This window comes from Brevibacterium linens ATCC 9172 (assembly GCF_900169165.1).
Taxonomy (GTDB): domain Bacteria; phylum Actinomycetota; class Actinomycetes; order Actinomycetales; family Brevibacteriaceae; genus Brevibacterium; species Brevibacterium linens.
This window is the reverse complement of sequence record NZ_FXYY01000010.1, coordinates 104,457-129,949: the sequence shown is the minus strand read 5'-3', so window position 1 is coordinate 129,949 and position 25,493 is coordinate 104,457. Positions and strand designations below refer to the sequence as shown.

The 25,493-nt window shown below is 65.3% G+C and carries 21 protein-coding genes; 14 read left to right on the top strand and 7 right to left on the bottom strand.

Annotated features, from left to right (window positions below):
• The first annotated feature begins 77 nt into the window (after positions 1–77).
• The 4 genes from BLIN9172_RS09915 (at position 78) to BLIN9172_RS09900 (ending at position 4,623) form a co-directional block, all read left to right on the top strand.
• Positions 78–965, top strand: a complete 888-nt coding sequence (locus tag BLIN9172_RS09915) for an ABC transporter ATP-binding protein (RefSeq protein WP_101554921.1) — start codon at positions 78–80, stop codon at positions 963–965.
• Positions 962–2,101: an ABC transporter permease gene (locus BLIN9172_RS09910; RefSeq protein WP_101554920.1), complete on the top strand. Its 1,140-nt coding sequence runs from the start codon at positions 962–964 to the stop codon at positions 2,099–2,101. Before BLIN9172_RS09915 ends, BLIN9172_RS09910 begins: the two co-directional genes overlap by 4 nt.
• 325 nt (positions 2,102–2,426) lie before the next feature.
• Positions 2,427–3,002, top strand: a complete 576-nt coding sequence (locus BLIN9172_RS09905) for a GNAT family N-acetyltransferase (RefSeq protein WP_101554919.1) — start codon at positions 2,427–2,429, stop codon at positions 3,000–3,002.
• 133 nt (positions 3,003–3,135) lie between these two features.
• Positions 3,136–4,623, top strand: a complete 1,488-nt coding sequence (locus tag BLIN9172_RS09900; protein ID WP_101554918.1) for an amino acid permease — start codon at positions 3,136–3,138, stop codon at positions 4,621–4,623.
• Here the strand turns inward: BLIN9172_RS09900 and BLIN9172_RS09895 are convergent.
• A complete protein-coding gene (locus tag BLIN9172_RS09895) occupies positions 4,598–5,332 on the bottom strand; it encodes an ABC transporter permease (protein ID WP_101554917.1) in 735 nt (244 codons plus the stop codon). The two genes, BLIN9172_RS09900 and BLIN9172_RS09895, sit on opposite strands and share 26 nt — an antisense overlap.
• On the bottom strand, positions 5,329–6,168 hold the full coding sequence (locus tag BLIN9172_RS09890; protein WP_101554916.1) for an ABC transporter ATP-binding protein: 840 nt from the start codon (positions 6,166–6,168) through the stop codon (positions 5,329–5,331). Before BLIN9172_RS09890 ends, BLIN9172_RS09895 begins: the two co-directional genes overlap by 4 nt.
• Before the next feature lie 248 nt (positions 6,169–6,416).
• Here BLIN9172_RS09890 and BLIN9172_RS09885 point away from each other — a divergent pair, with 248 nt between their 5' ends.
• The 6 genes from BLIN9172_RS09885 to BLIN9172_RS09860 all read left to right on the top strand — a co-directional run bounded on the left by BLIN9172_RS09885 (position 6,417) and on the right by BLIN9172_RS09860 (position 13,884).
• The gene (locus BLIN9172_RS09885) at positions 6,417–7,697 is read left to right on the top strand and encodes a pyridoxal phosphate-dependent aminotransferase (protein ID WP_101554915.1); all 1,281 of its coding nucleotides are present in this window, start codon (positions 6,417–6,419) and stop codon (positions 7,695–7,697) included.
• A gap of 78 nt (positions 7,698–7,775) precedes the next feature.
• Positions 7,776–9,674 (top strand): helix-turn-helix domain-containing protein, encoded by a 1,899-nt coding sequence (locus BLIN9172_RS09880; protein ID WP_101554914.1) that lies wholly within the window; start codon positions 7,776–7,778, stop codon positions 9,672–9,674.
• 150 nt (positions 9,675–9,824) lie between these two features.
• Positions 9,825–11,099, top strand: coding sequence for a hydroxymethylglutaryl-CoA reductase, degradative (locus BLIN9172_RS09875; RefSeq protein WP_101554913.1), 1,275 nt, complete (start codon positions 9,825–9,827; stop codon positions 11,097–11,099).
• Complete coding sequence (locus BLIN9172_RS09870) at positions 11,096–12,031, top strand: hydroxymethylglutaryl-CoA lyase (RefSeq protein ID WP_101554912.1); 936 nt, start codon at positions 11,096–11,098, stop codon at positions 12,029–12,031. The genes BLIN9172_RS09875 and BLIN9172_RS09870 overlap by 4 nt, the downstream gene beginning before the upstream one ends.
• A gap of 48 nt (positions 12,032–12,079) precedes the next feature.
• On the top strand, positions 12,080–12,502 hold the full coding sequence (locus BLIN9172_RS09865) for a CTL/SLC44 family protein (RefSeq protein ID WP_145997949.1): 423 nt from the start codon (positions 12,080–12,082) through the stop codon (positions 12,500–12,502).
• On the top strand, positions 12,499–13,884 hold the full coding sequence (locus BLIN9172_RS09860; protein ID WP_101554910.1) for a tripartite tricarboxylate transporter permease: 1,386 nt from the start codon (positions 12,499–12,501) through the stop codon (positions 13,882–13,884). The genes BLIN9172_RS09865 and BLIN9172_RS09860 overlap by 4 nt, the downstream gene beginning before the upstream one ends.
• Before the next feature lie 34 nt (positions 13,885–13,918).
• Here the strand turns inward: BLIN9172_RS09860 and BLIN9172_RS09855 are convergent, their stop codons facing one another.
• Positions 13,919–14,923: a LysR family transcriptional regulator gene (locus BLIN9172_RS09855; protein WP_101554909.1), complete on the bottom strand. Its 1,005-nt coding sequence runs from the start codon at positions 14,921–14,923 to the stop codon at positions 13,919–13,921.
• Between the two features lie 91 nt (positions 14,924–15,014).
• Between BLIN9172_RS09855 and BLIN9172_RS09850 the strand changes: the two genes are divergently transcribed.
• Positions 15,015–16,559 (top strand): aminotransferase class I/II-fold pyridoxal phosphate-dependent enzyme, encoded by a 1,545-nt coding sequence (locus BLIN9172_RS09850; protein WP_101554908.1) that lies wholly within the window; start codon positions 15,015–15,017, stop codon positions 16,557–16,559.
• A gap of 120 nt (positions 16,560–16,679) precedes the next feature.
• On the opposite strand, the gene BLIN9172_RS09845 is transcribed toward BLIN9172_RS09850, so the two are convergent.
• Positions 16,680–17,225: an FCD domain-containing protein gene (locus BLIN9172_RS09845; RefSeq protein ID WP_101554907.1), complete on the bottom strand. Its 546-nt coding sequence runs from the start codon at positions 17,223–17,225 to the stop codon at positions 16,680–16,682.
• A 108-nt stretch (positions 17,226–17,333) separates the two neighbouring features.
• Between BLIN9172_RS09845 and BLIN9172_RS09840 the strand changes: the two genes are divergently transcribed.
• Positions 17,334–17,627, top strand: coding sequence for a LysR substrate-binding domain-containing protein (locus BLIN9172_RS09840; protein ID WP_240812039.1), 294 nt, complete (start codon positions 17,334–17,336; stop codon positions 17,625–17,627).
• Here BLIN9172_RS09840 and BLIN9172_RS09835 read toward each other — a convergent pair.
• Positions 17,563–17,955, bottom strand: a complete 393-nt coding sequence (locus tag BLIN9172_RS09835; protein WP_101554905.1) for a 6TM ABC transporter family protein — start codon at positions 17,953–17,955, stop codon at positions 17,563–17,565. The two genes, BLIN9172_RS09840 and BLIN9172_RS09835, sit on opposite strands and share 65 nt — an antisense overlap.
• A 109-nt stretch (positions 17,956–18,064) precedes the next feature.
• Between BLIN9172_RS09835 and BLIN9172_RS09830 the strand changes: the two genes are divergently transcribed.
• A complete protein-coding gene (locus tag BLIN9172_RS09830; RefSeq protein WP_101554943.1) occupies positions 18,065–19,474 on the top strand; it encodes an APC family permease in 1,410 nt (469 codons plus the stop codon).
• Positions 19,475–19,526: 52 nt separating this feature from the next.
• Here the strand turns inward: BLIN9172_RS09830 and BLIN9172_RS18545 are convergent, their stop codons facing one another.
• Entirely contained in the window at positions 19,527–20,417 is an 891-nt protein-coding gene (locus tag BLIN9172_RS18545) for a flagellar basal body-associated FliL family protein (RefSeq protein ID WP_240812038.1), read from the bottom strand.
• Positions 20,418–20,590: 173 nt separating this feature from the next.
• Here BLIN9172_RS18545 and BLIN9172_RS09820 point away from each other — a divergent pair, with 173 nt between their 5' ends.
• Positions 20,591–24,040 (top strand): zinc ribbon domain-containing protein, encoded by a 3,450-nt coding sequence (locus tag BLIN9172_RS09820; RefSeq protein WP_257904166.1) that lies wholly within the window; start codon positions 20,591–20,593, stop codon positions 24,038–24,040.
• A gap of 90 nt (positions 24,041–24,130) precedes the next feature.
• On the opposite strand, the gene dsdA is transcribed toward BLIN9172_RS09820, so the two are convergent.
• Positions 24,131–25,486, bottom strand: a complete 1,356-nt coding sequence (gene dsdA, locus BLIN9172_RS09815) for a D-serine ammonia-lyase (RefSeq protein WP_101554904.1) — start codon at positions 25,484–25,486, stop codon at positions 24,131–24,133.
• Between the last annotated feature and the right edge of the window lie 7 nt (positions 25,487–25,493).

Genomic DNA, 25,493 nt, shown 5'->3' with positions numbered 1-25,493 from the left:
TTCTCCACCGCAGGCAGGGCCGCAAATTCACCCTCAAGACTGATCCGCTCACGCCGGTCTCCGCATAGCGTTGAGACATGATCACCTTGGAGAACATCAACCGCAGCTTCGGCGGCAAGCAGGTGCTGCACGACCTCAGCTTCGACATCGGCGACGGCCGGATGACCGGCTTCGTCGGCTCGAACGGCTCCGGCAAGACCACAACCATGCGGATCCTCCTCGGGGTGCTGGCCGCAGACTCCGGCCGCGTCCTCGTCGACGGCACCCCGATCACCGCAAGCCACCGCAGTGCGATCGGCTACATGCCCGAAGAACGCGGCCTCTATCCGAAGATGCCGATCATCGACCAGCTCATCTACTTAGCCCGCTTCCACGGGCTGTCCCGTCAGGCCGCGAAGAAGCGCGGTCTCGAGCTCCTCGACCAGCTCGACCTCAAAGGCGAACCCACCGATACCCTCGAATCGGTCAGCCTCGGCAATCAGCAGAAGGTCCAGATCGCCGCGGCCCTCATTCACGATCCGCAGGCGCTCGTCCTCGACGAACCGTTCTCCGGACTCGACCCTGTCGCCGTCGACCGCACCCTGAACGTCCTCACCTCTTTCGCTGCCTCCGGTGCTCCGGTTCTGTTTTCCAGCCACCAGCTCGACCTCGTCGAACGTCTCGTCGACGACCTCATCATCATCAACGACGGCCGGCTCGTCGCCGCCGGCACCACTTCGGAACTGCGCCGCCAACGCAGCCTGCCCGAATGGACGCTGCAGACGGATTCCGACCTCGGCTGGGTGCGGGGACTACCCGATATCTCCGTCGTCGAATTCGACGGCAATTGGGCCCGGTTCACAGCCCCGAACGCCGATTCCGCCGAGGCGGTCCTGCGCAAAGCGCTCACCGTCTCCTCGGTGTCATCCTTCACCCCGCACGAAGTCGCCCTCAATCGTCTCTTCCAGGAGGTCACACAGTCATGAGCGCTACCGACACGACCAGCACTGATAGCGCCCACACGACGCAGACCGGGGCGAACCGCGCCGGATTCACCACCGCGATCGGACTCGTCATCGAACGCGAGATCATGGTCAGGCTGAAGTCGAAGGCCTTCATGGTCTCGACGATCTTGAGCATCGTCCTCTTCGGCGTACTCGTCGGGGTCTCCGGAGCGCTGCCCTCACTGTTCTCCTCCACGGACAAGGTGGCGGTCACCTCGGCGGGGGCGAAGGCAATCGAGGGGATCGACGGTATCGAACCCGTCGCCGTGGATGACGTCGACGAGGCAAAAGCCCTGATCAACTCCGAGGAGGTCGAATCCGCCGTCGTCGAATCGGAGGATTCGCCGACCGGGGTGGCGGTGCTGTCCCTGCGTTCGGCACCGGAATCGCTCATCGGCGCACTCAGTCTCACCCCCCAGGTGGAGCTGCTCGACCCGGATGCCCCGGACCCGGCGCTCACCTACTTCATCGGGCTCGGGCTCGGGCTCGTGTTCTTCATGGCGGCGATGACGTTCGGGAACACGATCGCCTCGTCCGTGGTGGAGGAGAAGCAGTCGCGGATCGTCGAGATCCTGCTCGCGTCCACCTCGGCGCGGGTGCTCATGTTCGGCAAGGTCATCGCGTGTACGATCCTCGCCTTCGCGCAGATCGGGCTCACCGCGGTCGCGGTCCTCGCGGGTGCCGCCATCAGCGGAAACGACATGGTGTTGGGCAAGGTCGCCGAACCGATCGCCTGGTTCATCCCGCTCTTCATCGTCGGCTTCGTCATGGTCGCCGCCCTCTATGCGGCCGCCGCCTCTATGGTCTCGCGCACCGAGGACCTTCCCTCGACGAGCACGCCGATCATGATGCTCATCTTCCTGCCCTATATGGGCGTCATCATCTTCTCCTCGAACGAAACGGTCATGGCGGTGCTGTCCTACATTCCGTTCTCGGCAGCGGTGGCAGTGCCGATGCGCGTCTTCCTCGGCACCATCGCCTGGTGGGAGCCGCTGGTGTCCCTGCTCATCCTCATCGTCACTACATTGTTGGCGTTGCTGCTGGCCACAAGGATCTTCGAGCGCTCGATCCTGAAGTCGGGTCCGAAGCTGTCGTGGGGGCAGGCGCTGAAGAAGTGACGATGCTCGGGCCGAACAGTGAGTTAACTGACGCTTCATGTTCTCTCCACTCGTTTCGCGTGAGTACTGAGTAGGTTGGAGGCCGTCCGCTCCCTCACCTCATCCACGCACCCGTCCGGGCCCAGCCTCCGGCGCTGCTCGGAACCCTCCGACTCAATCGACTTCGTCAACGAGGCGAATCTGGACTCGCTTGTGCTCGGTATCTTCGCAGAGGGCAATTTCCCCGTTCGCTGGGAGAAGCCGAGCGCCACAATTTATAGTCGAACCCGCGCCGATCACCGGCGTCATTCGTCATCCCCACAGGTCGACCTGGCAGAGTAAGCCCATGGAATCACTCGAGCTCCCGCTGACCACTGACCGACTGCGCCTGCGCTCGTATCGCGAGACCGACGCCGAGGCGCACCTTCCGATCTATTCTCGCGAGGACGTCTCCCGGTTCCTCCTCCAGGATCCCTGGACCGCCAAGGTGGCCGAGACCGAGATCGCCAAACGCCTCACCCGCACTGGACTCGAGACCGAATCCCGTACCCTGGCGCTGGTCATCGAAACTGCCGACGGTCTCTATTCCCTAGAAGGCTCACGCGTCATCGGCGATATCGCGCTGTGGCTCGAAGACGGCAGTGATGAGAAAGCGGAGATCGGCTGGATCCTCGATCCGGCCGCCAGCGGCCACGGCTTCGCCACCGAAGCGGCCATCGCCGTCCTCAACGTCGCCTTCGATCACTACGGCCTCCACCGGGTATTCGCACAGATGGACTCGCGGAACACAGCCTCGGCGAAGTTGGCTCGCAGGATCGGCATGCGCGAGGAAGCACACCTGCGCAAGGACTGGTGGTCGAAGGGCGAGTGGACCGACACCCTCATCTTCGGAATGCTCGCCAGTGACAGGCAGACGGCTTGAGTGATCTCTGACTCTTTGCTCCGGGGTCCGTCTACTACCTCCTTGTCCATATGAGATTCTGAGATGGCCGTGGGGCCGAGACAGAACGCGGATTCGAAGGGTGGCCCCGGGCAGTCGAGAGTCAAGGACACCCATGGTTTCAGCCGACGAGCACGGGGAGAACGCAGGCCTGAAAAGAGGCCTGACCGCTCGCCATATCCGTTTCATGGCCCTCGGCTCGGCCATCGGCACCGGCCTCTTCATGGGCTCGTCGGAGTCGATCCAATCGGCCGGACCTGCCGTACTGCTGGCCTACATCATCGGCGGCGCCGCCGTCTTCATGGTCATGCGCGCCCTCGGCGAACTCGTCGTCCGCCACCCCGTCTCCGGCTCCTTCGGCCAATACGCCTCCCACTATCTCCACCCGTTCGCAGGGTTCCTCGTCGGCTGGACCTTCGCCTTCGAAATGGTCCTCGTCGCCGTCTTCGACGCCACCGCGATCGGCGTGTACATGGGCTTCTGGTTCCCAGAGGTGCCGCGGTGGATCTGGGTGCTCGCCGTGGTGTTCTTCATTGCGGCGATCAACATGATCGGAGTGAAGGTCTTCGGTGAGCTTGAGTTCTGGTTCGCGCTCATCAAGATCGTCACAATCATCGCCCTCATCGCCTCAGGCATCGCGATCATCATCTTCGGCTTCGGCATCGCCGACCACGACCATATGGGACCGCAGGCCCTGTTCGACCACGGCGGCTTCTTCCCCAATGGAATCTGGGGTCTGCTCACTTCGTTCACCATTGTCATGTTCGCCTTCGGCGGCGTCGAAATCATCGGCGTCACCGCTGGAGAGGCGCAGAACCCGAAGAAGGTGATCCCGGCAGCCATCAATTCGGTGCCGGTGCGCATCCTGCTGTTCTACGTGCTCACCCTCGGCGTCATCATGTGCATCCTGCCGTGGAACCAGATCACCTCCGACGTCAGTCCCTTCGTCGCGATCTTCGACTCCGTCGGTTTCACGGCAGCCGCTGCCGTCCTCCAAGTCGTCCTCATCACTGCGGCGCTGTCTGCGATGAACGCCGATATCTACGGCGCCGGCCGGATGCTCCATGGGCTGGCTGAACAGGGACAGGCCCCACGGTCCTTCGCCCGCACCTCCCGCAATGGCGTGCCCGTGATGACAGTCATCACCATGGTCGTCGCCCTGCTCGTCGGAGTGCTTCTCAATTACCTCTACCCCGACCAGGCTCTGTTCCTGCTCGGGGCACTGGCCACCTTCGCCACGCTGCTGGTCTGGCTGGTCATCCTCGCCGCCCACCTTCGGATGAAACGCGCGATCACCCGGGAGAACCGTCTGCCCAGCGAATTCCCCGTGCCTTTATGGCCCCTCGGTTCCTGGCTCACCGTGGCATTCATTCTCTTCGTGCTGGTCATGGTCGTCCCCGACTCGCGCCCGGCGCTGTGGGTCGGCCTGCTGTGGGCTCTCGCCCTGTGGCTGTGCTACCTCGCGTTCGTCCGCGGGGACGGTCGCCGACCCCACGAACTCAGTGACCGCACCGAGCCCATGGGGTCCGGAACGAACTGGTGCCTCAGCTCGTGGCACCCCATGGGCTCGGTGCGTCTCACGGCGTCCGACGCCGAAGGGTGAGCGAACCGACGATGACGGCGCCGACGATCCAGCAGGCGATGAAGAGCACTCTCAGCCAGATATAGGCGGTGTCCTCGTCACCGGTCGACACCGCGTCCAGTGCATCGATCGCGTGCGAGAGCGGTAGCCAGTCGCCGACCACTTCGAGCACGTCGGGCAACTGGTCACGCGGAAGGAAGATCCCGCCGAGCAGGATCTGCGGGAACACGAATACCGGCATGAACTGCACGACTTGGAATTCGGTGCGCGCAAAAGCGCTGGCCAGCAGGCCCAGAGCCGTACCGAGCAGGGCGTCGGCGATTGCCACGACGAAGAGGAGGACCACCGATCCTTCGATCTCCAGACCGCACACCAGAGTCGCGTAGCCGACCGCCACAGCCGTCTGAATGACGGCGAGCAAGCCGAAGGCCAAGGTGTAGCCGAGGATGAAATCGCCGCGTCCCAACGGCATCGACAGCAGCCGCTCCAGCGTTCCGCTGCGGCGTTCGCGCAGGGTCGCGATGCTCGTGACGAGGAACATGACGATGAACGGGAAGAGCGCGAGCATCGCCGGACCGATCCGCGAGAACACATCGGTCTCGTCGAAGATCCATGCCACCAGGCCGATCAGCAGGCTGGGCACGATGAGCAGCAGGGCGATCGTACGCGGGTCGTTGCGGATCTGGACGAGCACCCGTCCCGTCGTCGCCAGGGTGCGCATCGGGTTCATCGCCGGCCTCCCTCCCTCGTCCCGCGGCCCCGCCGATCGTGGCTTGGCCGACCGGCACCGTTCACGTCCCGGGAGAGCAGATGGGTCCCCGACCGGCGTCCGTGCCCGGCAGATCCCCCACCGGCCACGTCCTTCTCGATGATGTCGAGGAACGCCTCCTCCGCCGAGGCGGCCCCAGTGCCTGCGAGCAGATCGTGCGGTGTCGTGTCCGCGATGATCGCGCCCTCCCGCATAAGCAGCAGCCGGTCACAGCGCGTGGCCTCATCCATGACGTGGCTCGAGACGAGCAGCGTGGTCCCCTCCTCGGCGAGCCCGCGGAAGAGATCCCACAGATCATTGCGCAGCACTGGATCAAGGCCCACCGTCGGTTCATCGAGGACCAGCAGGTCCGGGGAACCGAGCATCGCCGCAGCCAGGGACACCCGGTTGGCCTGGCCGCCAGAGAGCGTCCGGGCCAGCTGATCGGCCTGCCCGATGAGGTCCGTGCGCTCGAGCACACGGTCGACATCGGTCTTCGGAGCGCCCTGCACCCGTGCGAAGTAGGCCAGGTTCGCCCGCACGCTGAGGTCGTCGTAGATGCTCGCCGACTGGGTCATGTAGCCGACCCGATGCCGCAGATCCGCCGATCCGGCAGGCTGGCCGAGCACCTGCACACGTCCGCCCGCGACGATCTGCACTCCGACGACGGCCCGCATCAGCGTCGTCTTCCCACTGCCGCTGGGACCCAACAGCCCGACGATCGCCCCGCGGGGCACATCAATATCCAGTGAGTCGATGACGGTCCGACGACCCCGCCGAATCGTGAGACCCCGCACCTCGACTGAATTGTTCTTCATAAGGTGAATGAGACATCCGTGAACGCCAGCCGTCAATGGCTCCGCATATGCGACGCCGTTACCGAAACCGCCCAGATTCCACTGAGATCCCGGGAGTAAGGTGAACCCGGCATCCCAAAGGTCTGCACAACGGTCCTCCGAACCGAGCAAAGGTCTGGGAAACGGGCCTCTGATTGGTCAGGGCCGCCTCGGCGAGGGCATAGCGTGGGAGGTGGAGCACTCCCCGAATGAAAGGTTCCACGGTTCACATGTTCAGGCAGTCGTCGAAGTTGGCCAATGTCCTCTATGACATTCGAGGACCCGTCCTCGAAGAGGCCCAGGCGATGGAAGCCGCCGGGCACACGATCCTCAAGCTCAACATCGGCAACCCTGCCCCCTTCGGATTCGAAGCCCCCGAGGCGATCGTCCAGGACATCGCCGCGAACCTTCCCGTGACGCAGGGGTATTCGGACTCGCGGGGGATCCTGTCGGCCCGCCGTGCCGTCGTCCAGTACTACGAGACCCGCGGCATCCACAATCTCGGCACCGACGAGGTCTACCTCGGCAACGGAGTCAGCGAACTCATCACCTTGAGTCTGCAGGCCCTGTGCAACCCGGACGACGAGATCCTCGTGCCCGGCCCGGACTATCCGCTGTGGACCGCCTCGGTGGCGTTGTCCGGCGGCACCCCGGTCCACTACCGCTGCGCGGAGGAAGACGCCTGGCAGCCGGACCTCGACGACCTCGAATCCCGGATCACCGAACGTACCCGCGGAATCGTCGTCATCAACCCGAACAACCCGACCGGTGCGGTGTACTCGCAGGAGACGCTGCAGAAGATCGCCGACATCGCCCGCCGGCACGGCCTCATCGTCTTCTCCGACGAGATCTACGAGAAGATCACCTACAACGGCGTCGAACTGGTCAACATGGCCACGCTCACCGGCGATGATGTTCTGTGCCTGACCTTCTCCGGGCTGTCGAAGGCCTACCGGGTCGCCGGCTACCGTTCCGGCTGGCTGGCGATCACCGGACCTCTGGACGAAGCGCACAGCTACCTCGAGGGCATCAAGCTGCTCGCGAATATGCGCATGTGCTCGAACGTTCCGGCCCAGCACGCCATCCAGGCGGCCCTGGGCGGAAAGCAGTCGATCGACGACCTCATCCTGCCGACGGGCCGCCTCGGCCACCAGATGCAGGTCGCCTACGAGGGGCTGAACTCGATCGACGGGGTCTCGGCCCACCGCGCCGACGGCGCCCTGTACATGTTCGCGAAGCTCGATGTCGAGAAGTTCGGCATCACCGACGACGAGCAGTTCGCCCTCGACCTGCTGCGCGAACAGAAGATCCTCGTCTCCCACGGCACGGCCTTCAACTGGCCCAAGCCCGATCATTTCCGACTCGTCACCCTGCCGTCGGTCGAGGTGCTCTCCGAGGCGATCGAACGTCTCGACACGTTCCTCTCCGGTTATCGGCAGGTCGCTCCGACGACGTGTGAGCTGCCCATCGTGCGCGAACCCGCACACGCCGGATCCGCAGCAGCCGGCTGACGGCGACGACCACTCAGGTGCTGCGCCCGTCCGCCATCGGGTGCAGCGGAGAAGACGGAGCCCTGCGACACTGGTCTCATGACTGAGATCGAAGATGAATCGGGGACCGTGTCCGCGGCCGCCGTGGCCGAGATCGTCAGAGCTCTCTCTCGCGGAGTCGATCTCGACCGCACGGCGCTGGCCCGCGGTCTCGAGCACCACCCCGAGCTCATCGACTCCTTCTCCGATCTCTCTTCGACCATGACCCGGTGGAAGCAGAAGGATCGAGAGCGTTCGGCCCTGCTCGAAAGCGCCTCGGAGCTCATCCGTGTGCGAGACACCGAGAAGCTGCTGCAGAAGCTCGTCGACCGTGCCCAAACACTCATCGGATGCGATATCGCCTACCTCTCCCAGTACTACCCAGAGACCGACGACCTACGTGTTCAGGCAAGTCGCGGAGCGATCTCGGCGAATCTCAAAGAACTGCGAGTGCCTCCCGGCGTCGGACTGGCAGGACAGGTCGTGCGTGATCGCGCCGCACAGTGGACGTCGAACTACGATCTGACCCGACTGCCTCACGAAAGACGCGTCGACTCCGCGGTGAAGGCCGAGCGCATGGAATCACTCCTCGGAGTGCCGATGGTCGTCGACGGCGAAGTCCTCGGCGCCCTCTTCGCGGCCAACCGCTATCCACATGACTTCACCACCGACGAGATCACCCTGCTGTCAGCTCTCGCAGACCACGCTTCCGTGGTGCTGAAGACGGCGCAGCTGATGGGAGACCTCGCAGAGGCGGCCCAAGCCTCCGCGGAAGCCGAGGAGACGGCAGCCGCGCAGGCCAGCACCCTCCAACGGCTCGTCGAGGTCGAGGAGCAGCTGACGCAGCTCGTCCTGCAGGGACAAGGAGTCCCCGCAGTTCTCGACGCCATCTCCAAATTGCTCCAGGCCGACGTGATCGTCGTCGACAGTGGACGCCTCGGCTCTCCGAACTTCCCCGCCGACGAGGAATTCTTCGACGGCATCGCGGTGGACAATGCTGACGTCCACGCGGCGCTGAGTCACAGCCGGGCGACGGGCCGAAGCGCACAGGTCGATGGAGCACAGCACCTGTATGTCGCCTCGGTGGCTTCCCACCGCCGACAGCACAGCGGACTGTTCGTCCGCTTCACCGACGAACCGGCGGACGGTGACGCGAACATCGTCGCCCAGGCGGCGCAGACGCTCGCGCTCATCCGAATGAACGAACAAGCCCGGGCTGATGCCGAGAACCGAGTCCGTGGCGAACTCGCAGTCGACATCATTGCCGGCACTCGTGATCTCAGTGAGCTCGAAGCCCGTTCCCGAACCGGCAGCTTCAGCCTCTCCGGGCCCTGGAGACTCATGACGATTCAGGGCGATATCGAAAACGATGACCGCATCGCCGCTCGCCTGGTCCGCGTCGAGCCGCGCATTCTCATGACGCAGCGATCCCCCGGGATCACGGTGCTCCTGCCCAGCGCCGTGATCCGCGACAGGCCCACCCTGGACACCCTGTTCGAAGAGTCGGGCGCCCTCGAAAGTTCGCTGGTGATCATCTCCGACACCGATTACGACAGGAAGCAGCTGCGCACCGCCGAGGACGAAATGTGGTCGTGCATCCGCATCCTCAATTCCCTCGGCATCAGCGAAGGAATCTTTCCCACGGAGGATTTCGCGCCTTACACCGCAATGTTTGGCACCGCGCCGGAGCAAACGGAGAGATTCATGCAGCGGATGCTCGAGCCGCTGCGCCGATGGGACCGAACCCATTCAGCCGAGCTGCTCTCGACTCTGCGGGAGTATTTCGAGTCCGGCATGAGCATCCGTCGAACCGCGACTCAGATGTCAGTGCATGTCAACACCGTCAAGCAACGACTGGAGAGAGCCGATCTCGTGCTCGGTCAGGAGTGGAGGACACCGGAGCGGGCGTTCCGCCTCCAGGTCGCGCTCCGCCTCGAAAAGTTGAAGTCATCCTTCTAAGCCTCTATGTCTGGAACAGCCAAAGGCGAGCGATATTCACATCCGAAAAAGACATGGCAGATTCACGCGTGCATTGTTTGACTGATCTCTGCGGAGGAACTCCGACCGACAGCCTATGTCGGCCAATGACGACCTGACTGGAGATACACGATGGCAGTGAACAGCCGAATTGCCGACTTCCGAAACATGTCGGTCGGTGATCGCAGGAAAGCCGTCGCAGCCTCGACTGGGCTCGACGCCCAACTGTTGAGCCAGCTCGATGCGGATGCCTTCGGTCCCGAAGACGCCGCCAACCTCAGCGAGAACATCTTCGGCGTGTTCTCGCTTCCTCTCGGCGCAGCCACCAACTTCACGATCAACGGCACCGACGTGCTCGTACCCATGGCGACCGAAGAGGCCTCGGTCATCGCCGCCGCCAGCAACGCAGCACGAATGGCACGTCCGCACGGCGGTTTCTGCACAAGCTCGACCGAGCCCGTCATGCAGGCACAGATCCAGCTCATCAACGTGGCGGACCCGCAGGCCGCGCGCACACGTGTCCTCGAACGGCAAGCCGAGATCATCGATCTGGCCAATGCGCAGGACCCCAAGCTCGTCGAGGTCGGCGGCGGAGTCAAGGGCCTCGAGGTCCGTCTCGTCGAAGCGCGGACGACCACGTACGTTCTCGTCCACCTCCTCGTCGATGTCCGAGACGCGATGGGGGCGAATGCAGTCAACACGATGGCTGAGGCGGTCTCCGGAGCCGTGGCAGCCATTGCCGGAGGCGACGCACTCCTGCGCATCCTCACCAACAAGGCGGACCGTCGACTGTCTCGGGCACGGGCCGTCTTCGACAGGGATCTGCTCGGCGGGAATGAGGTCATCGACAACATCCTCCATGCCTACGAACTCGCCGCAGCCGACCCCTATCGAGCGGCCACTCACAACAAAGGCATCATGAACGGCGTCTCCGCGGTCGTCCTCGCAACCGGGAACGACACCCGTGCGGTCGAGGCCGGAGCGCATTCCCATGCGCTCGTCGACGGCCGATACTCTTCTCTCTCGACGTTCGAGAGGAATGCCGACGGCGACCTGGTCGGCACCCTCGAGATGCCCATGCCCGTCGGCCTCGTCGGGGGCGCCACCAAGGTCCATCCCGCCGCGCGCACTGCTCTGCAGATCGCCGAGGTGGCGACCGCACAGGATCTCGCCGAGATGATCGTCGCCGCCGGCTTGGCGCAGAACCTCGCGGCACTGCGAGTTCTCGCCACCGAGGGTGTGCAGCGCGGACACATGTCTCTGCATGCGAAGAACCTCGCTGCCTCTGCCGGAGCGAACGCCGAGGAGACCGCGATCATCGTGGACCGCCTCATCGAAGAGAAGGCATTCCGGTTCGACAGGGTCCAGTCCATCCTCGACGAACTCCGCTCCGGTGCATCGCGATGACGGCACAGCTCCCACAGCAGTTCGTGCCGTCGAACCTGCCGACCGAGGTCAGTGTCTGCGAGGTCAGCGCTCGAGATGGTCTGCAGTCGCAAGCACGCACGCTTCCTGTCTCAACCCGGCTCGAACTGATCCGGCGGCTCTCCGATGCCGGCCTGAAGACCATCGAAGCCGGAAGCTTCGTCTCTCCGCGGGCCGTTCCCCAGATGGCCGACACACGATCGGTGCTCGCAGGCCTCGACCTGAACTCCGAAATCGCGTTCCCCGTCCTCGTCCCGAATCGAAGGGGTCTCGATGATGCCGTCGCGGCGGGAGCGAAAGACGCCTCGGTCTTCATCAGCGTCACCGAATCGTTCGCCCAGGCCAACCTCGGCGGTCCACTTCAGCACACCACAGACCGCAGCATCGAGGTGGCACGCGCAGCAACTGCGGCGGGGATGCGGGTGCGGGGCTATCTGTCGATGGTCTTCGGGGATCCCTGGGAGGGCGCGGTCGATCCTGAGCACGTCGCCACGGCTGCGCGTCGCCTCGTCGATGCCGGCTGCCTGACGATCTCGCTCGGCGATACCATCGGAACCGCGACTCCCGGTCATGTGACCGCTGTTCTTGATAGCCTGGTCGGCGCCGGGATTCCGATCGATCGGATCGCCCTGCACACCCACAACACCTATGGCCAGGCGCTTGCGAATGTCTACTCCGCGCTTCAAGCAGGTGTCAGTCAGTTCGACGCATCGGCAGGAGGGATCGGTGGCTGCCCCTTCGCCCGCACAGCGTCCGGAAACCTGGCCACCGAAGATCTCCTCTGGATGCTCCAGGGTCTGGGCATCTCCACCGGCGTCGACATCGACGCCGTGGCGACGGTCAGCCAGTGGCTGGGCAAGCAGCTCGGCATTCCGCTTCCATCCGCAACATCATCGGCCGTCCTCGGCCGGTAGTTCCATCGTTCACGTTCCCGACAGCCGTCGGCCGACAGAAGGCAGGCAATGATGCCGCAATTGCTCGAGGTGTGGAATGACACCGTCGACCCCAGACATCTCATCGGCGGTATCGCCATAGCCGTCGGGACAGCAGTCCCGGCCTACCTCATCGCCGATCATCTCTTCGCCGCCGGAGGCGATGAAGCGCTGGGTCACTCCTATGCTCTACTCGTCGGCATCGTCGGCTGCATCGTCGGGGCCGTGATCTCCGGGTTTCTGTTCAAACCCAAGAGAGTGATCACCACCTCGGCGGCCGACACGCGCAACCGGCAGGAGATCATCGACGAGGTCGTCGAGGAATACGGGGATCTCGGCGACCCCCGCGACCTCGGCCCGGCGGTTCAGGCAGAAGTCCGAGCCCTCGGTCTCTTCGACGCCCTCGTCGACAACCATGAGGCACGCGCCCAAGAGAAGGGTGGGCACCAGTGACCGCGGAACTCATCGAACCAGTCCTGTGGGCCGTCGGGATGGCGCTTCTCTCCGGGGTGCTCTTCACCGGAATCGGACTGATCTCGGGCACGGACGAGACGGCGATCGTGGCACCGCTGGCGTTGCTTGTCATCCTCATCGGGGTGCCTCCTGCCGGGGTGCTCGCGTTCTTCCTCGCCGCGATCATTGCCAAACACATCTCCCACGCCGTACCGACGACTCTCCTCGGAATCCCCGGTGACACCACAGCGGTGCCGATGCTGCGTGAGGCGCAGCTGCTGAGGTCGCTCGGAATCCCGCATATCGCACTGCAGAAGGCGATCTCCGGTGGAGTCGTCTCAGTTGCCATTGCCATTCCGCTGTCGATCGTGTTCGCCCTCGTACTCACTCCTTTCGCCGAGGCGATCGGCGCTGCCGCTCCCTGGATCTTCATCGCCGCGGCCGTCCTCGTCGCCTACACCTCGAAGGGCAGACTCGCTGCGGTTGCGGGGCTCGTCCCGTTCGTCCTGCTCATCGTCGGGCTGCAGGCCTTCATCATGGAGCAGAAGGAAGCGACCTTCACCACCTCGTTCTTCCTCGGCATCGCCACCGGGCCGCTCATCTTCGACCTGTTCGCTGCGCTCTCCCCCGCCGGACGCCGCTCGATGCAGCAGTCGGGCAAGCGGGAGTTCAATCTTGCTCCCGACGTCCGGCCCGCAGGGGGATCGAGGATGCCGCACCCCTTCAAGGTGCTGACCGGAAAGCAGCTGGCGTATACCAGCGGTTCGGCGGCGATCACCAGCGCGACCTTCGTCTTCTCCCCCGTGGCCATGGCGGTGCTCATGGGCGAGATCGTCGGAAGCCGGGTCAAGAACGGGTATGAACGACTCACCACCGTCATCACTGTCCGCAACGGAACCACAGAGTCGACCTATATCGCCGAGACTCTCATCCCGCTCATCGCGATCGGCTTGCCCCTGTCACCGATGGCGGCCGGTCCTGCAGGGCCGCTGTTCAACGCTCCCCCCGTCTACACGCTCGATGCTGAGACGGGAACGACGAACAATCTCCACGACCTGCTCACGACTGGTCAGTTCGCTCTCTTCTCCGTCATCGCGGCGATCATCGCCGTCGCCATTGCCTACCCCTTCGTGATGACGAACGCTCACCGGGCGGCGACCTGGGTGATGAAGTCGGTCTCCCACGAAGCGATCATCGCCGGCTTCGCCGCGCTCATCTGCGTCATCTGCCTCTATGAAGGCGGACTGTTGGCTCTGGGTGTGACGCTCACCGTCGGACTCGTCGGCGGCCTGTTCAACCGGTTCATCGGCATGCACGCCGGCGTCCAGTTCATGGGCTACTACGTCGCGGTGCTCACGGTGCCCGCGATCCTCGCGCTCTGAGACGCATTCTGACCGCTGCTCTGAAACCGCGGCGTCACCGCCACTGCCGGGTGACGGTACGGACGTCGGCGACCACCTCGGCGATGGCGGAATTGTGCGCATCGACGATCGGGTCATGACGAGGGCGCCCCTGCGGCCGCGAGGACCGGGAGACGAGCAGCACGTCACGGCGGCAGTCGCTGAGCGGCATCGGGATGACGGTGATGTCCGGGTCTGGCGACAGCGATGACTCAGGGATCATCGCCACCGCCAGACCGGCCGAGATCATCCGGTTGATAGCCGCATAGTCGTCCATCCGCATCCCCACGCGGGGCTCAAACCCAGCGCTCAGACAGAAGGAGCGGACCACCTCGTCGATGGCGTCACCGGGGTCGATGCTGAACGCCCAGGTCTGGGACACCAGCGCTGTGAGGTCGGGTCGGCCATGATCGTCGAGGCCGATCGACCCGATGGTCTTCGGCACGCACAGAAACAGCCGCTCCGAATACAGGTGAGCAGCGGTCAGCGTCGCCGGAATCCACGTCCGATCGAGATCGGTCGACACGAGCAGCGCGAGATCGAGGTCCCCGGACTCGAGCCGGGAGACGAGCTTCGCGTGCTCATCCATCGTCACGTCCAGGGCCGCGGTGAGCACGTCGGTCCTGTCGCCGGCGACCGCCTCGTCACGGGTCTGCCATCTGGGGCGAGCCTGCAGCTGATCGTGGAGGCGCGGGATGACGCGAGCGCCGACGGTGGGCACGGCCCCGATGCGCACCGGCACAGCCTGAGATTCGCGCCAGAGGGCCACCTCGGCGCCGAGGCGCTGGCACAGTCCTAGGATCTCCACGGCTCGGGTCACCACGAGGCTGCCCACTGTCGTCGGCTCTGATCCGCGCGGAGTGCGATCGAGCAGAGTCGCGCCGAGAGCCCGCTCGAGATTGCGCAGATGATGATTGACCGTCGGCTGGCTCCACTGCAGCGCGGCGGCGGCCGCGGCGACGGATCCGGTCTCGGCGACGGCACGCAGAGCGGTGAGGCCGCGAGTATCCAGAGGTTCCATTGCTCTCCTCCATCGAGTTCGATACTGACTATAGAGCAAGGGAGGAAAGTTGCTATTCTCCCGTACCCACTCACCTCTTTAACCTGGACGCATGACCGTGCACCAGGACTCCCCCATGCCCCCGGCCCCGCACTCCTCCTCGGGGTCGGCGACGCATCCTGCCTTCACACAGTCCCGCGCACCCTATGCCGACGCTCTGGCGTACGCGGCCGACCGCAATTCGCTGCTCCTGTCCACTCCCGGACACGGCGGCACGATTGAAGGCATATCCGCAGGTCAGGCCGAATTCTTCGGCGAGCACACCCTCTCCCTGGACATCCCCCCGCTCTTCGACGGAATCGACCTCGGCATCGATACCCCGAAGGACGAAGCTCTGCGCCTGGCCGCCGAGGCCTGGGGCGCCCGCCGCACCTGGTTCCTCACCAACGGATCCTCTCAGGGCAACCGCATGGCCGCCCTGGCCGTCGGCACGCTCGGGTCCGGCGTCGTCGCCCAGCGCAGTGCGCATTCGAGCTTCATCGACGGCATCGTGCTGGCCGGGCTCAACCCCGGCTTCGTCTACCCCAACGTCGACGAGGTCAACGGCATCGCCCACGGCGTCACCCCCGACGCACTGCGCCGGGCCATCCGCAATCACCCCGAGCCGGTGACCGCCGTCTACCTCGTGACCCCGAGCTACTTCGGTGCCGTCGCCGACGTCGAATCCCTCGCCGAGGCGGCCCACGAAGCAGGTGCGGCACTGATCATCGACGCCGCGTGGGGTGCCCATTTCGGCTTCCACCCTGATCTGCCGGCATCGCCTGTCACCCAGGGCGCCGACATCGTCATCATGAGCACGCACAAGCTCGCCGGTTCGCTTACTCAGTCCGCGTTGCTTCACCTCGGTGACACCGAGTTCGCCGATCGCCTCGAACCGGCGCTGGCACGCGCATTCATGATGACCGCCTCGACGAGCGAGAACGCCCACCTCATGGCCTCGATCGACCTGGCCCGCCGCGAACTCATGACCTCGAACGAGGCGATCACGGATTCGCTAGAGAACATCCGCCATATCCGTGCGCAGATCGAGGCCACCGACCGCTACCACCTGCTGTCCGGCGAGTTCCTCGGCCATGCCGACGTCGTCGATATCGACCCGTTCCGCCTGCCCATCGACATCACCGCCACCGGACTCGACGGCCACACCGTGCGCAAACGTCTGGCCGAGGACTTCGACATCTTCCCCGAGATGTCGACGGCGACCACCCTCGTCGCCCTCATCGGCATCGGAAAATCCCCGGACATCGGTCGCCTCATCGACGCCCTGGAGACTCTGCGCCGCGAAACCGCAGACTCCGCCGCCGCGCCGACGCAGGCCGCCGGCCTCCCGCCGCTGCCCATGGCCGGCCGACTGGCGATGACCCCGCGTGAGGCGTACTTCGCCGATTCCGAACTCGTCACCGCCGCCGAGGCGGTCGGACGGGTCAGCGTGAGCTCGCTGGCCGCATACCCGCCCGGGATCCCCAATGTCCTGCCCGGCGAGGAGATCACCGCCGACACCATCGACTTCCTCCAGGCCGTGGCGGCGAGCCCGTCCGGACACGTCCGCGGTGCCGCCGATCCCGGGCTCGAGACCTATCGGGTCGTCAGGAACTGATCGGCGCGCAGTCACCGCCCCGGCAGGCCCAGGCAGTCTTTTGGCACTGTCTACTCTGAACTGCTCACGTTCCTCCCTGTGCAGTTGAGAAGAAGGTGTACCGATTCGCCGCAGCGGGCTTCAGCCGTCGGCTGTGGCCGGGACGCGTTTGAAGAAGTAGAGGTTCGCCGTGACGAGGTCGGCCGCCTTGGCGGAGTCCCCCGACTCGATGAGGTCGACGATCCTCGGCAGCTCGCGAGCGGACTCGACCGCGATGGTCCCGATCTGATCCTGGCGTCGGTAGAGGCGCGACTGATCGCGCAGGCGCAGGCTGATCGCGGCGGCTCGCCCGCCGAGGCCGTGCTCGAGCAGAGCCTCATGGAACCTGCGGTCCTGCGTATAGAACTCGGCGGGTTCGCCGGCCTCGGTCGCGGCCACGGTCGCCTCGGCGAGTTCGCGCAGTCGGACGATCGCCTCGGATTTGGTCGTTGCCTCGCCGGTCTCGGTCACCGACCCGTCCGTCACCGCCTGTACGCCGTCAGCATTCAGGACACGACCGACGATGTCATCGCTGCCGGCCTCTGCCAGACTGCGGGCGGCGGGGACAGCGAGAAGAACGCGGATGGCGATGATCTCCTCGAGGTCCGCCTCGGTGATGTTGACCAGGCGGAAGCCGCGATTGGGCACGGCCTCGACGGTCCCTCGGTCACGAGCGCCATCATCGCCTCGCGCACCGGGCTGAGTGAGATGCCGAGCTGTTTGGCCAGGCCCGCGGCCGAATAGATCTTATCCTCGGTGTCGCGACGCTGTGCGGCGGCCGGCTTCCAGCCGGAACAGGCCCATCAGTCTCGGGAGTGGGAGACGGGTGCGTCGTTGGTCTCCGCGGGACTCGGAGTTGCGCTCATTCCTCGCCTGGCACGCCTGCCGGACGGCTTCGATGTGGTGCGTGTGCCGCTGCGCGGTGATCCGGTGCCGTCGCGGAAGATCCTCTCGGGCGTCCGCCGTGGTTCGGGCGCTCAGCCGATCATCGCCTCGGCGTTGGAGGTCCTCCGGGAGTCTGCTGAAACGGCGGCCCGCCAGGGGGCCTGACCATCCGGACCTGCGGTCGCATTCGGCGCCGCTTCCTCGCGACGACGGTGGTGAGGACGATCCCGGCGATGAGCACCAGAACGGATATGACAGCCACAACGAAACCGGTGATGAAGAAGCCGGAGGCGACATCGTCGAAGGCGTCGACGTTGCCACCGCCTCCGAGGAGGAACAGGAACATCGGGATGACAAGGATGCACAGTCCCACCCCGAGGCCGAGAACTCCGGCGATGATGAGGAGGATTCCCCACACCACCGACGGTTTCTTCGCAGGCACGCCTTGCGGCGGGACCCCTCCGGGCTGGATCATCTGCGGGTGATGCGTCATCCGGGCCTCCTTCTTTTCCCCCGATCCTATCGGGGACTCGAAACCACGCCATGACCTGCGCGTAGAGTTGAAGCACATACTTCGAAAGACGGGCACCACGATGGACGATATGACCGCCGATGATCGGTCCAACCAGGTCGACAGCGAAACTCAGCCTTCCGCACCCGAGGGCACGGCCGCCTCGGCGCGAGGTGGGACGCTCAAACGGACGATCGGCCTGAGCGAGCTCGTCTTCTTCGGACTCGTCTTCATCGGCCCGGCGGCCGCCGTCGGGGTGTTCGGCACTCTCGATGCCCGGTCGGGCGGGGCGGTGGCATTGGTCTATATCGTCGCCACGATCGTCATGGCCTTCACCGCGGTCAGCTATATGCGCATGTCACGGGAGGTCCCCCGCGCGGGCACGGTCTTCGCCTACGCCTCGGCGGGAATCGGGAAACCGGCCGGCTTCGTCGCCGGGTGGATGATTCTCCTCGACTATCTCTTCATCCCCTCGGTCGCCTATCTGTTCACCGGGATCGCGCTGAACTCGATTTTCCCGGCCCTGCCTGTCTGGGTGTTCGTGGCCGTCGCCGTCGTGCTGACCACCGGGCTCAATCTCGCCGGGGTCAAGGTCGCCTCCCGCGTGATCACCGGGGTCGTCCTCGCCGAGGTGGCCGTCCTCGCCTTGGTCCTCGTCCTCGGCATCGCCTACCTTATCCAGCAGGGGCCGGCACGGGGATGGTTGACGCCGCTGACCGGGGTCGATGCGTTCTCCGTGACCGCGGTGCTCGCGGCCGTGTCCGTGGCCGTCCTGTCCTACCTCGGCTTCGATTCGCTTGCGACGTTCTCCGAGGAGGCCAAGGGCGGGCCGCGGATCGTCGGCCGGGCCACGCTCATCTGCCTCGTGCTCGCCGGCGTCTTCTTCGTCGCGCAGACCTGGGTGGGCAGTCTGCTCTCACCGCTGACCCCGGCGGAGCTGCAGGCAGATCCTTCGCTCGAGGGAGCCGCCTACTACGACGCCGTCGACTCGACTCTCGGCCCGTGGCTGCACTGGCTGCTCGCCTTGGCCAAGGCCGTGGGCGCGGCGTTCTCCGCGATGATCGGTCAGGCCGCAGGCTCCCGCATCCTCATGGACATGGGACGGTCCCGTCAGGTGCCGAAATTCCTCGCCGAGGTGGCCCCGAAGACCGGTGTTCCGTGGAAGGGAATCCTCGTGGCCGCCGGCGGCAATGTGATCGTGGCCGGGTGGGCGGCGACCCGTGCCGACGGGCTCGACCAGCTGACCTCGATCGTCAATGTCGGGGCGCTGACGGCGTTCATCTTCCTGCAGGCGTCGGTGGTCGGATACTTTCTCGTGAAGAAGCAGGGCAGCGAGACTCCCAATTGGTTCAACCACGGCGTCATTCCGGTCATCGGCGCCGGTCTGCTCATCGCCGTGCTCGTCAGCGCAAACCCTCTGGCCCTGGTCATCGGAGCGATCTGGCTCGTCATCGGCATTGGGGTATTCGCGGTGAACAACCGGCGCAAGATCCGAGCGTGAAATCTCGGTGCCCTGGTAGGTCCACGGTCGGGCCGCCTCGGCGAGGGGTTCGTCAGTCCTGCAGGCGGGTCGTTCCGTCGTGGCCGCCGGAGGTGTTGAGCTGTTTGGCATAGCAGCTGTCGGGGCCGAGTCCGTGCGATGAGCACCAGGACAGGGCGTCTTCGGGGTCGTCGTATCCGATGCCGACGACGGTGACCCAGAAATTGTCTTCCTTGAAGCTGCCGAAGTCGCCGGACCAGATGAGCTTCACGCGGGGGAACTCTTCGCGCAGTCCTTCGAATTCTTCGAGGATCGCTTCTTCGTCCCAGGTCTTTCCTTCGGCTTTAAGACCGACCTTCTTCGAGCTCAGCTGCGGCACCCATTTGCCGTTGAGTTCGCTCTTCGCAGTCTTCCCGTCGGAGTCGGCGAGCTGTTCGAGTGCCTTCTTCGGGTCGTCGGGCAGCGCCGATTCGGTCTCGGTGGGTTCGGGTGGCTGGCCGGCCGCGGCCGAACCGTCGTCGCTGGCGGAGTTCGTCGGCTCAGTCGTGGAGGCGACGGTGTCGGGATCATCGGAGTCCTTCGAGAAGAAGGTCGCCGCGCCCCATCCGATGCCACCGGCGAGGACGATGCCGACGATGACGAGAAGAGCGATGAGTCCTCCGCGCTTCTTCTGCGCGGGCTGTCCGGCCCGCTGATACGGTCCCGGACCATAGCCAGGTGGCGGCGGGGGCGGTTGCTGGTGAGGAGGCTGGCCGACGCCGTGAGGCGGGCCGCTCTGCGAGTGCGGGGTCTGGATATAGGGGCGCTGCGGCGGAGTGCTCCAACCGTTGCCCGACTGGGGTCCTGACTGCGGGCTCGGCGGGGGTCCCGGCTGGGATCCGGGCTGCGAGGACCATTGGCTTCCCGACCGGTCGTTGACGTCCCATTCGTTCTCATCCCCGCGCCCGGGAGGGTTCGTACTCATCCGTAACTCCAGATCGATCACGCCGTATTTCAGAAAAAGTCCCAATATAGAACTTCTCTTGCATTAACAGCCTAATATAAGTTGTGAACTACACATGCTTGATCTGCTCAGTTGATTGTTTCGATTTGAACTACATTGCGCAGCTGTCAGGCAACTGCACTTGAGGACTGGGTATGCACGACGAATCCGACGAGACGACACCGACCGCCGCCGAGGATCCGAAGGATCAGACCGCCGAAGACCAGGCTGCTGAGGACCAGGAGAGTCCCGAATCGTCTGATGAGGCGGGCACCGAGGCTCCGGACTCTCCCCAGGCTCAGGAAGATGACGCGACCGAAGTGATGGATTCTGTCGGACCCGACTCCACTTCCGATCCTGCCTCCGATGCCGAGAGCTCGGAAACGATCGGTTCTGCAGATTCAGCAGCGGCCGACAATTCCGATTCCACCGAGGAGACCGCTCGCTGGGCACCGCCCGAAGACGGATCACCCACCGCCGGACAGACAGCCGACCCGTACGCTCAAGGGCCCGGCACCAACCAACCCGATCCCTACCAGCAGAGCCCCGACCAGCAGAATGCCTACCAGCAGGGCGCCTATCAGCAGGGCGCGTACCTGCAAGGCTCGGGCCCTTACCAACAGGACGCTTACCAACAGGACGCTTACCAACAGGACGCTTACCAACAGGACGCTTACCAACAGGACGCTTACCAACAGGGGCTCTACCCACAGGGCTCCGGCCCCTACCAGCAAGCCCCTCACCAACAGGGACCCTACCCTCCTGGCCAATCCGGTCCGATGCCCTACCCTGCACCACCGGGTTACCCTGCGAACGCACCGAAGTCGAAGTTCGCCTCGGCGCTGGGGAAGGGATCCACGTGGAAAACCGCGCTGATCCCACCGGGGATCGCCCTCCTCGGCGGCATCATCGTCTCCATCATCCTCACTGCCATCCTCACGTCGATGTCGGAGTTCGACTCCGTGACGGGGGAGACCGGACTCAACCTCGACAGCCTCAACTACGCCCTGCCGTTCATCCTCATGGCGCTGTCGCTGTTCGGTTCGGCGGCGCTGCGCCTGGACATCAACGCCCCTGACGGCTTCAATGCCCAGCTGAGCATCTTCACCACCGGAGCACCTCTGGTGGTCACCATCGTCATTGTGGGTCTGCTGTGGTGGATGACGAAGATCAGCGAACGCCGATCCCCCGCGCCCAATCGGGTGTCCACGTGGATCCGCATCGGGGTCGCGACTCTGGCGATGACGCTCGTGCTCTTCCTCCTCCAGGTCATCTTCGCCGCCCGCGCCTCCGCCCTCGAAGAGGAAGGATCGTTCACCTTCTCCTTCTCCGCGGTCACCGCCCGATCGTTCTTCCTGCCGCTGCTCGTCATCCTCATCACGAGCATCGCCGGCCGGGTCGCCGGGCATTTCAAGGGCACCGAGGCGATCGGTGCACCATTCCTGCGCTGGGCCGTCCCACCTCTGCTGGTGACCTGGATCCACCTGGCCCTCACCGTGGCCGTGTTCTCGATCGTCGCGCTCTTCGTCTTGCCGCTGTCCGTCGAGATGCCGGGCCAGCTGGTCCCGCTGACGTTCGTCAACATGGGCCTCATCCTCACCTCGCTGACCCACCTCGGCGGAATCAGCGCCACCGCCCAGGGCGACTTGGGCTTCTACTCGGACACCTTCTCCGAAAGCCTCACCCTGTTCAGCCGCGAGGCTCCCGGCCTGCTGTGGCTGGGACTGCTCGTCGTTGCGGTCACCGTGCTGATCGCCACGGTCGTCGCCACCGTCACGCGTCGACCGGCCTGGACCGTGATCGAGCAGGACAAGCAGCAGTGGTCGAGTGCGTGGAAGCTGCCGGTGGCGTTCTGCCTCGTCTGGGGTCTGCTGTCGCTGCTGGCCATTCCCGCGAACATGTCGATGTCCGGATCCGCCGAGGCGGCCATGTTCTTCGGCGGTTCCGGTGCGGCTCGTGCGGGGATCGGCCCGTTGGCCTGGACCTTCCTCATCTTCGCCCTCTGGGGTGGGGTCATCGAGGTGCTCTCGCGCACGCTCGGCCCACGTCTCGCCCTCACCTTCCCCGCGGTGGCACGGATCGCCGCCGGGCGGACGGTGCACCCGCACTGGGGACCGTATCTGGGAATGAGCGAACCGCAGTTCGCGTTCGTCCATCCCGATCTGGCTGGGGCTGCAGCTCCGACACCGCCGCCGATCGCTCCCGGACCTGGCGAAGTCGGACCGCAAGGGCCCGCCGGTTATCAGGGCCAGCCGGCATCGCCGGACGCGTTCGGCTCGCAGGGTCAGGGGCAGGGTCAGCCGCAGGCCCATCCGGGAAGCCAACCTGGCAGTCATCCGGGCGCTCCGCAGCAGGGACTGCAACAGGGCCCCCAGCAGTTCTCCGCCCCGGGCGCTCCGCAGCAAGGCCCGCAGCAGGGTCCACCGCCGCCTCCGACTCCGTCCGACCAGCAGGCTTATGCCTGGCCGCAGGGTTCGGCCGGCCAGCAGTCGTACTCGGCTCCGCAGGGAATGTACGCCGCGCAGCCGTACGCGGGTCCGGCCCAACCCTTCGACAAGAAGAAGGCGAAGCTCGTCTCAGTCGTCGCCGGCGGTGCCGCCCTCCTCCTCGTGGCCGCGATCATCGTCGTCACCCAGCTCAACGGGCACATGTTCGGCCCCGAGGCGACGGTGGAGAAGTACTTCTCGGAGCTCTCCGACGGTGACGCCAAAGGTGCACTCAAGGTCGCTGACGTCGACGTTCCGCAGGAGTCACGCACCCTGCTGACCAACGACGTCCTCGGCGGCTCGAAGGCACTGCCCGACGATGTCGCCGTCGAAGACGCCGAGATCTCAGGAGACACGGCGACGGTCGCAGTCACCTACGATGTCGGCGGTTCCAAGGGCAACAGCACCCTGACCCTGTACAAAGCGGGGAAGAAGGCGCTGTTCTTCGACGACTGGGCGCTCAAGAGCCCGGACCTGCTCACTCTCACCGTCGACACTCCCGGCCTCAAGAAGGTCAAGGTCAACGGAATCGACGTCGACAGCGACGGGTCGACCCTGTCCCTGCCGGCCTTCCCCGGTCTCTACACGATCGACCTGGCCGAGAAGTCCGATCTCATCACCGCCGACGCGGTCGAGGTGCGGGCGTTCCTCGGCGATGACGCGAACATGGAGGGCGAGGAGACGCCGGTGCTCTCAGCCCACCCCTCGGACGCGTTCCGCACCGAGGTCGACAAACAGGTCAAGACCCTCATCGACAGCTGCGCGAAGAAGTCCGTCGCCCAGCCCGACGGGTGCCCGTTCGGATCCTCACTGGCCGAAAGCTATGACGCCACCGGACTCACCTGGTCGATCTCGTCGTATCCGACGGTGACCGTCGCCGATGACTCCTTGGGTGCCGACCAGTACTCGAACCCGGAGGACGCGACCGGTCCGAACGGCGGTCCGGCGTGGCTGATCTCCTCGAACACGTCCGGTGAGGCCCTCGTGACCGGCACCTACGACATGTTCGACGAGTCCGAACCCTTCGATGACACCGTGTCCTTCGACCTCAACGGCACCGCCGAGATTGTCGACGGCAAGATCGTCATCACTGTCAGCGACAACCCCTGGGACTGGTGACCGACGCGGCGTGGCCCGGCCCCAGCCGGGGCACGCCGTTCAGTCCAGGGACACGCTGGTCGACACACGGTTCAGTCGGGAGCACGTGGTTCAGTCGACGAAGATCGCCGAGGCGGTGCTGCCGATCCGTTCCACGAGCCCTCGTCCTTCATCGACGTAGGCGGCGCACTCATCGTCGGGGACCATCGCCCCACCGGTGAGCCACACCAAGTGGATGCCCGGCGCCGATTCGGCCGCTGCGTCGCCCATCCGCCACGGGATGGTCAGTCCGGCGGTTGCCGAGGGTTCGACGTCGATGCCTTCGGTTTCGTGGAGCACCCCGACTCCGGCCCGGATGACCTCGTCGGGGATCGCAGCGAAACCGGAGATCAGCGGCCCGATCGTCGGTCCGATGAAGCGTGACGGGCGGGCGACCGCCAACCCGTCGGCCGCGGTGACTCCGGTCAGGCCGATGTCCTGCACGGAGATGTCGCTGTGCCGGCCGGTGCGCACGCCGAGGAACATCGCTGGGGCCCGACTGGGTTCGACGAAGATGCAGCGCACCGCCGTGCCGAAGACACGTCGGAGTCCGAAGGTCACTCCCCCGGGCCCGCCTCCGATTCCGCACGGCAGATAGACAGTGAGCGGATTGCGATCATCGATGGTCACGCCGACGGCCGCGAACTGGCGTTTCAGTCGCAGCGCTGCCACCGAGTATCCGGCGAAGAGGCTCACCGAGTCCTCATCGTCGACGAAGTGCGTGTTCGCAGCAGTTTCCGCCGAGGCGCGGCCGGCTTCGACGGCTTCGACGAAGTCGCCGACATGTTCGATGACGTCGACGCCGTGGTCGCGCAGCATCGTCTTCTTCCATTCCCGGGCATCGGCAGACATATGCACCGACGCAGCGAATCCGAGTCGAGCGCTCAGAATTCCGATCGACAGCCCGAGGTTGCCGGTCGATCCGACGACGATGCGGTGGTTCGCGGCGATCTCACGGAACTGAACACTCGAATAGGTGGCGGGATCGAGTACGTCGAGGCCATGGTCAGCGGCGACCGCCTCGGCGAATTCGAGCACCTCGTGGAAGCCGCCACGGGCCTTGATCGACCCGCTCACCGGCAGACTGTCGTCGCGCTTGAGCCACAGCCGTCCGACCAGGTCGGATCCGAACAGATCGTCGAGGCGACGCTGCGCCGCCGGTGCCGGCATCAGGGTCGATTCGATCATTCCGCCGCCGGCTTCCGGGAACGCCTCGGCGAGTTCGGCCGGGACCGTCGATGTCTCCGGGAAGGTCGTCGCGAACCAGGGGGCGAAGCAGTCGAACCGGGCCGCCGCGGAATCCATGACCGCGCCGAGATCGGGCAGGGCCGCCTCGGTGGGGGTGGAGCGGAGCCACGTCGTCGGTCGGCCCGATGCCAGGGATCGGATGATCTCGTCGGTGCTGAGGTCGTCAGGCAGTGCGGTCATGCACCGA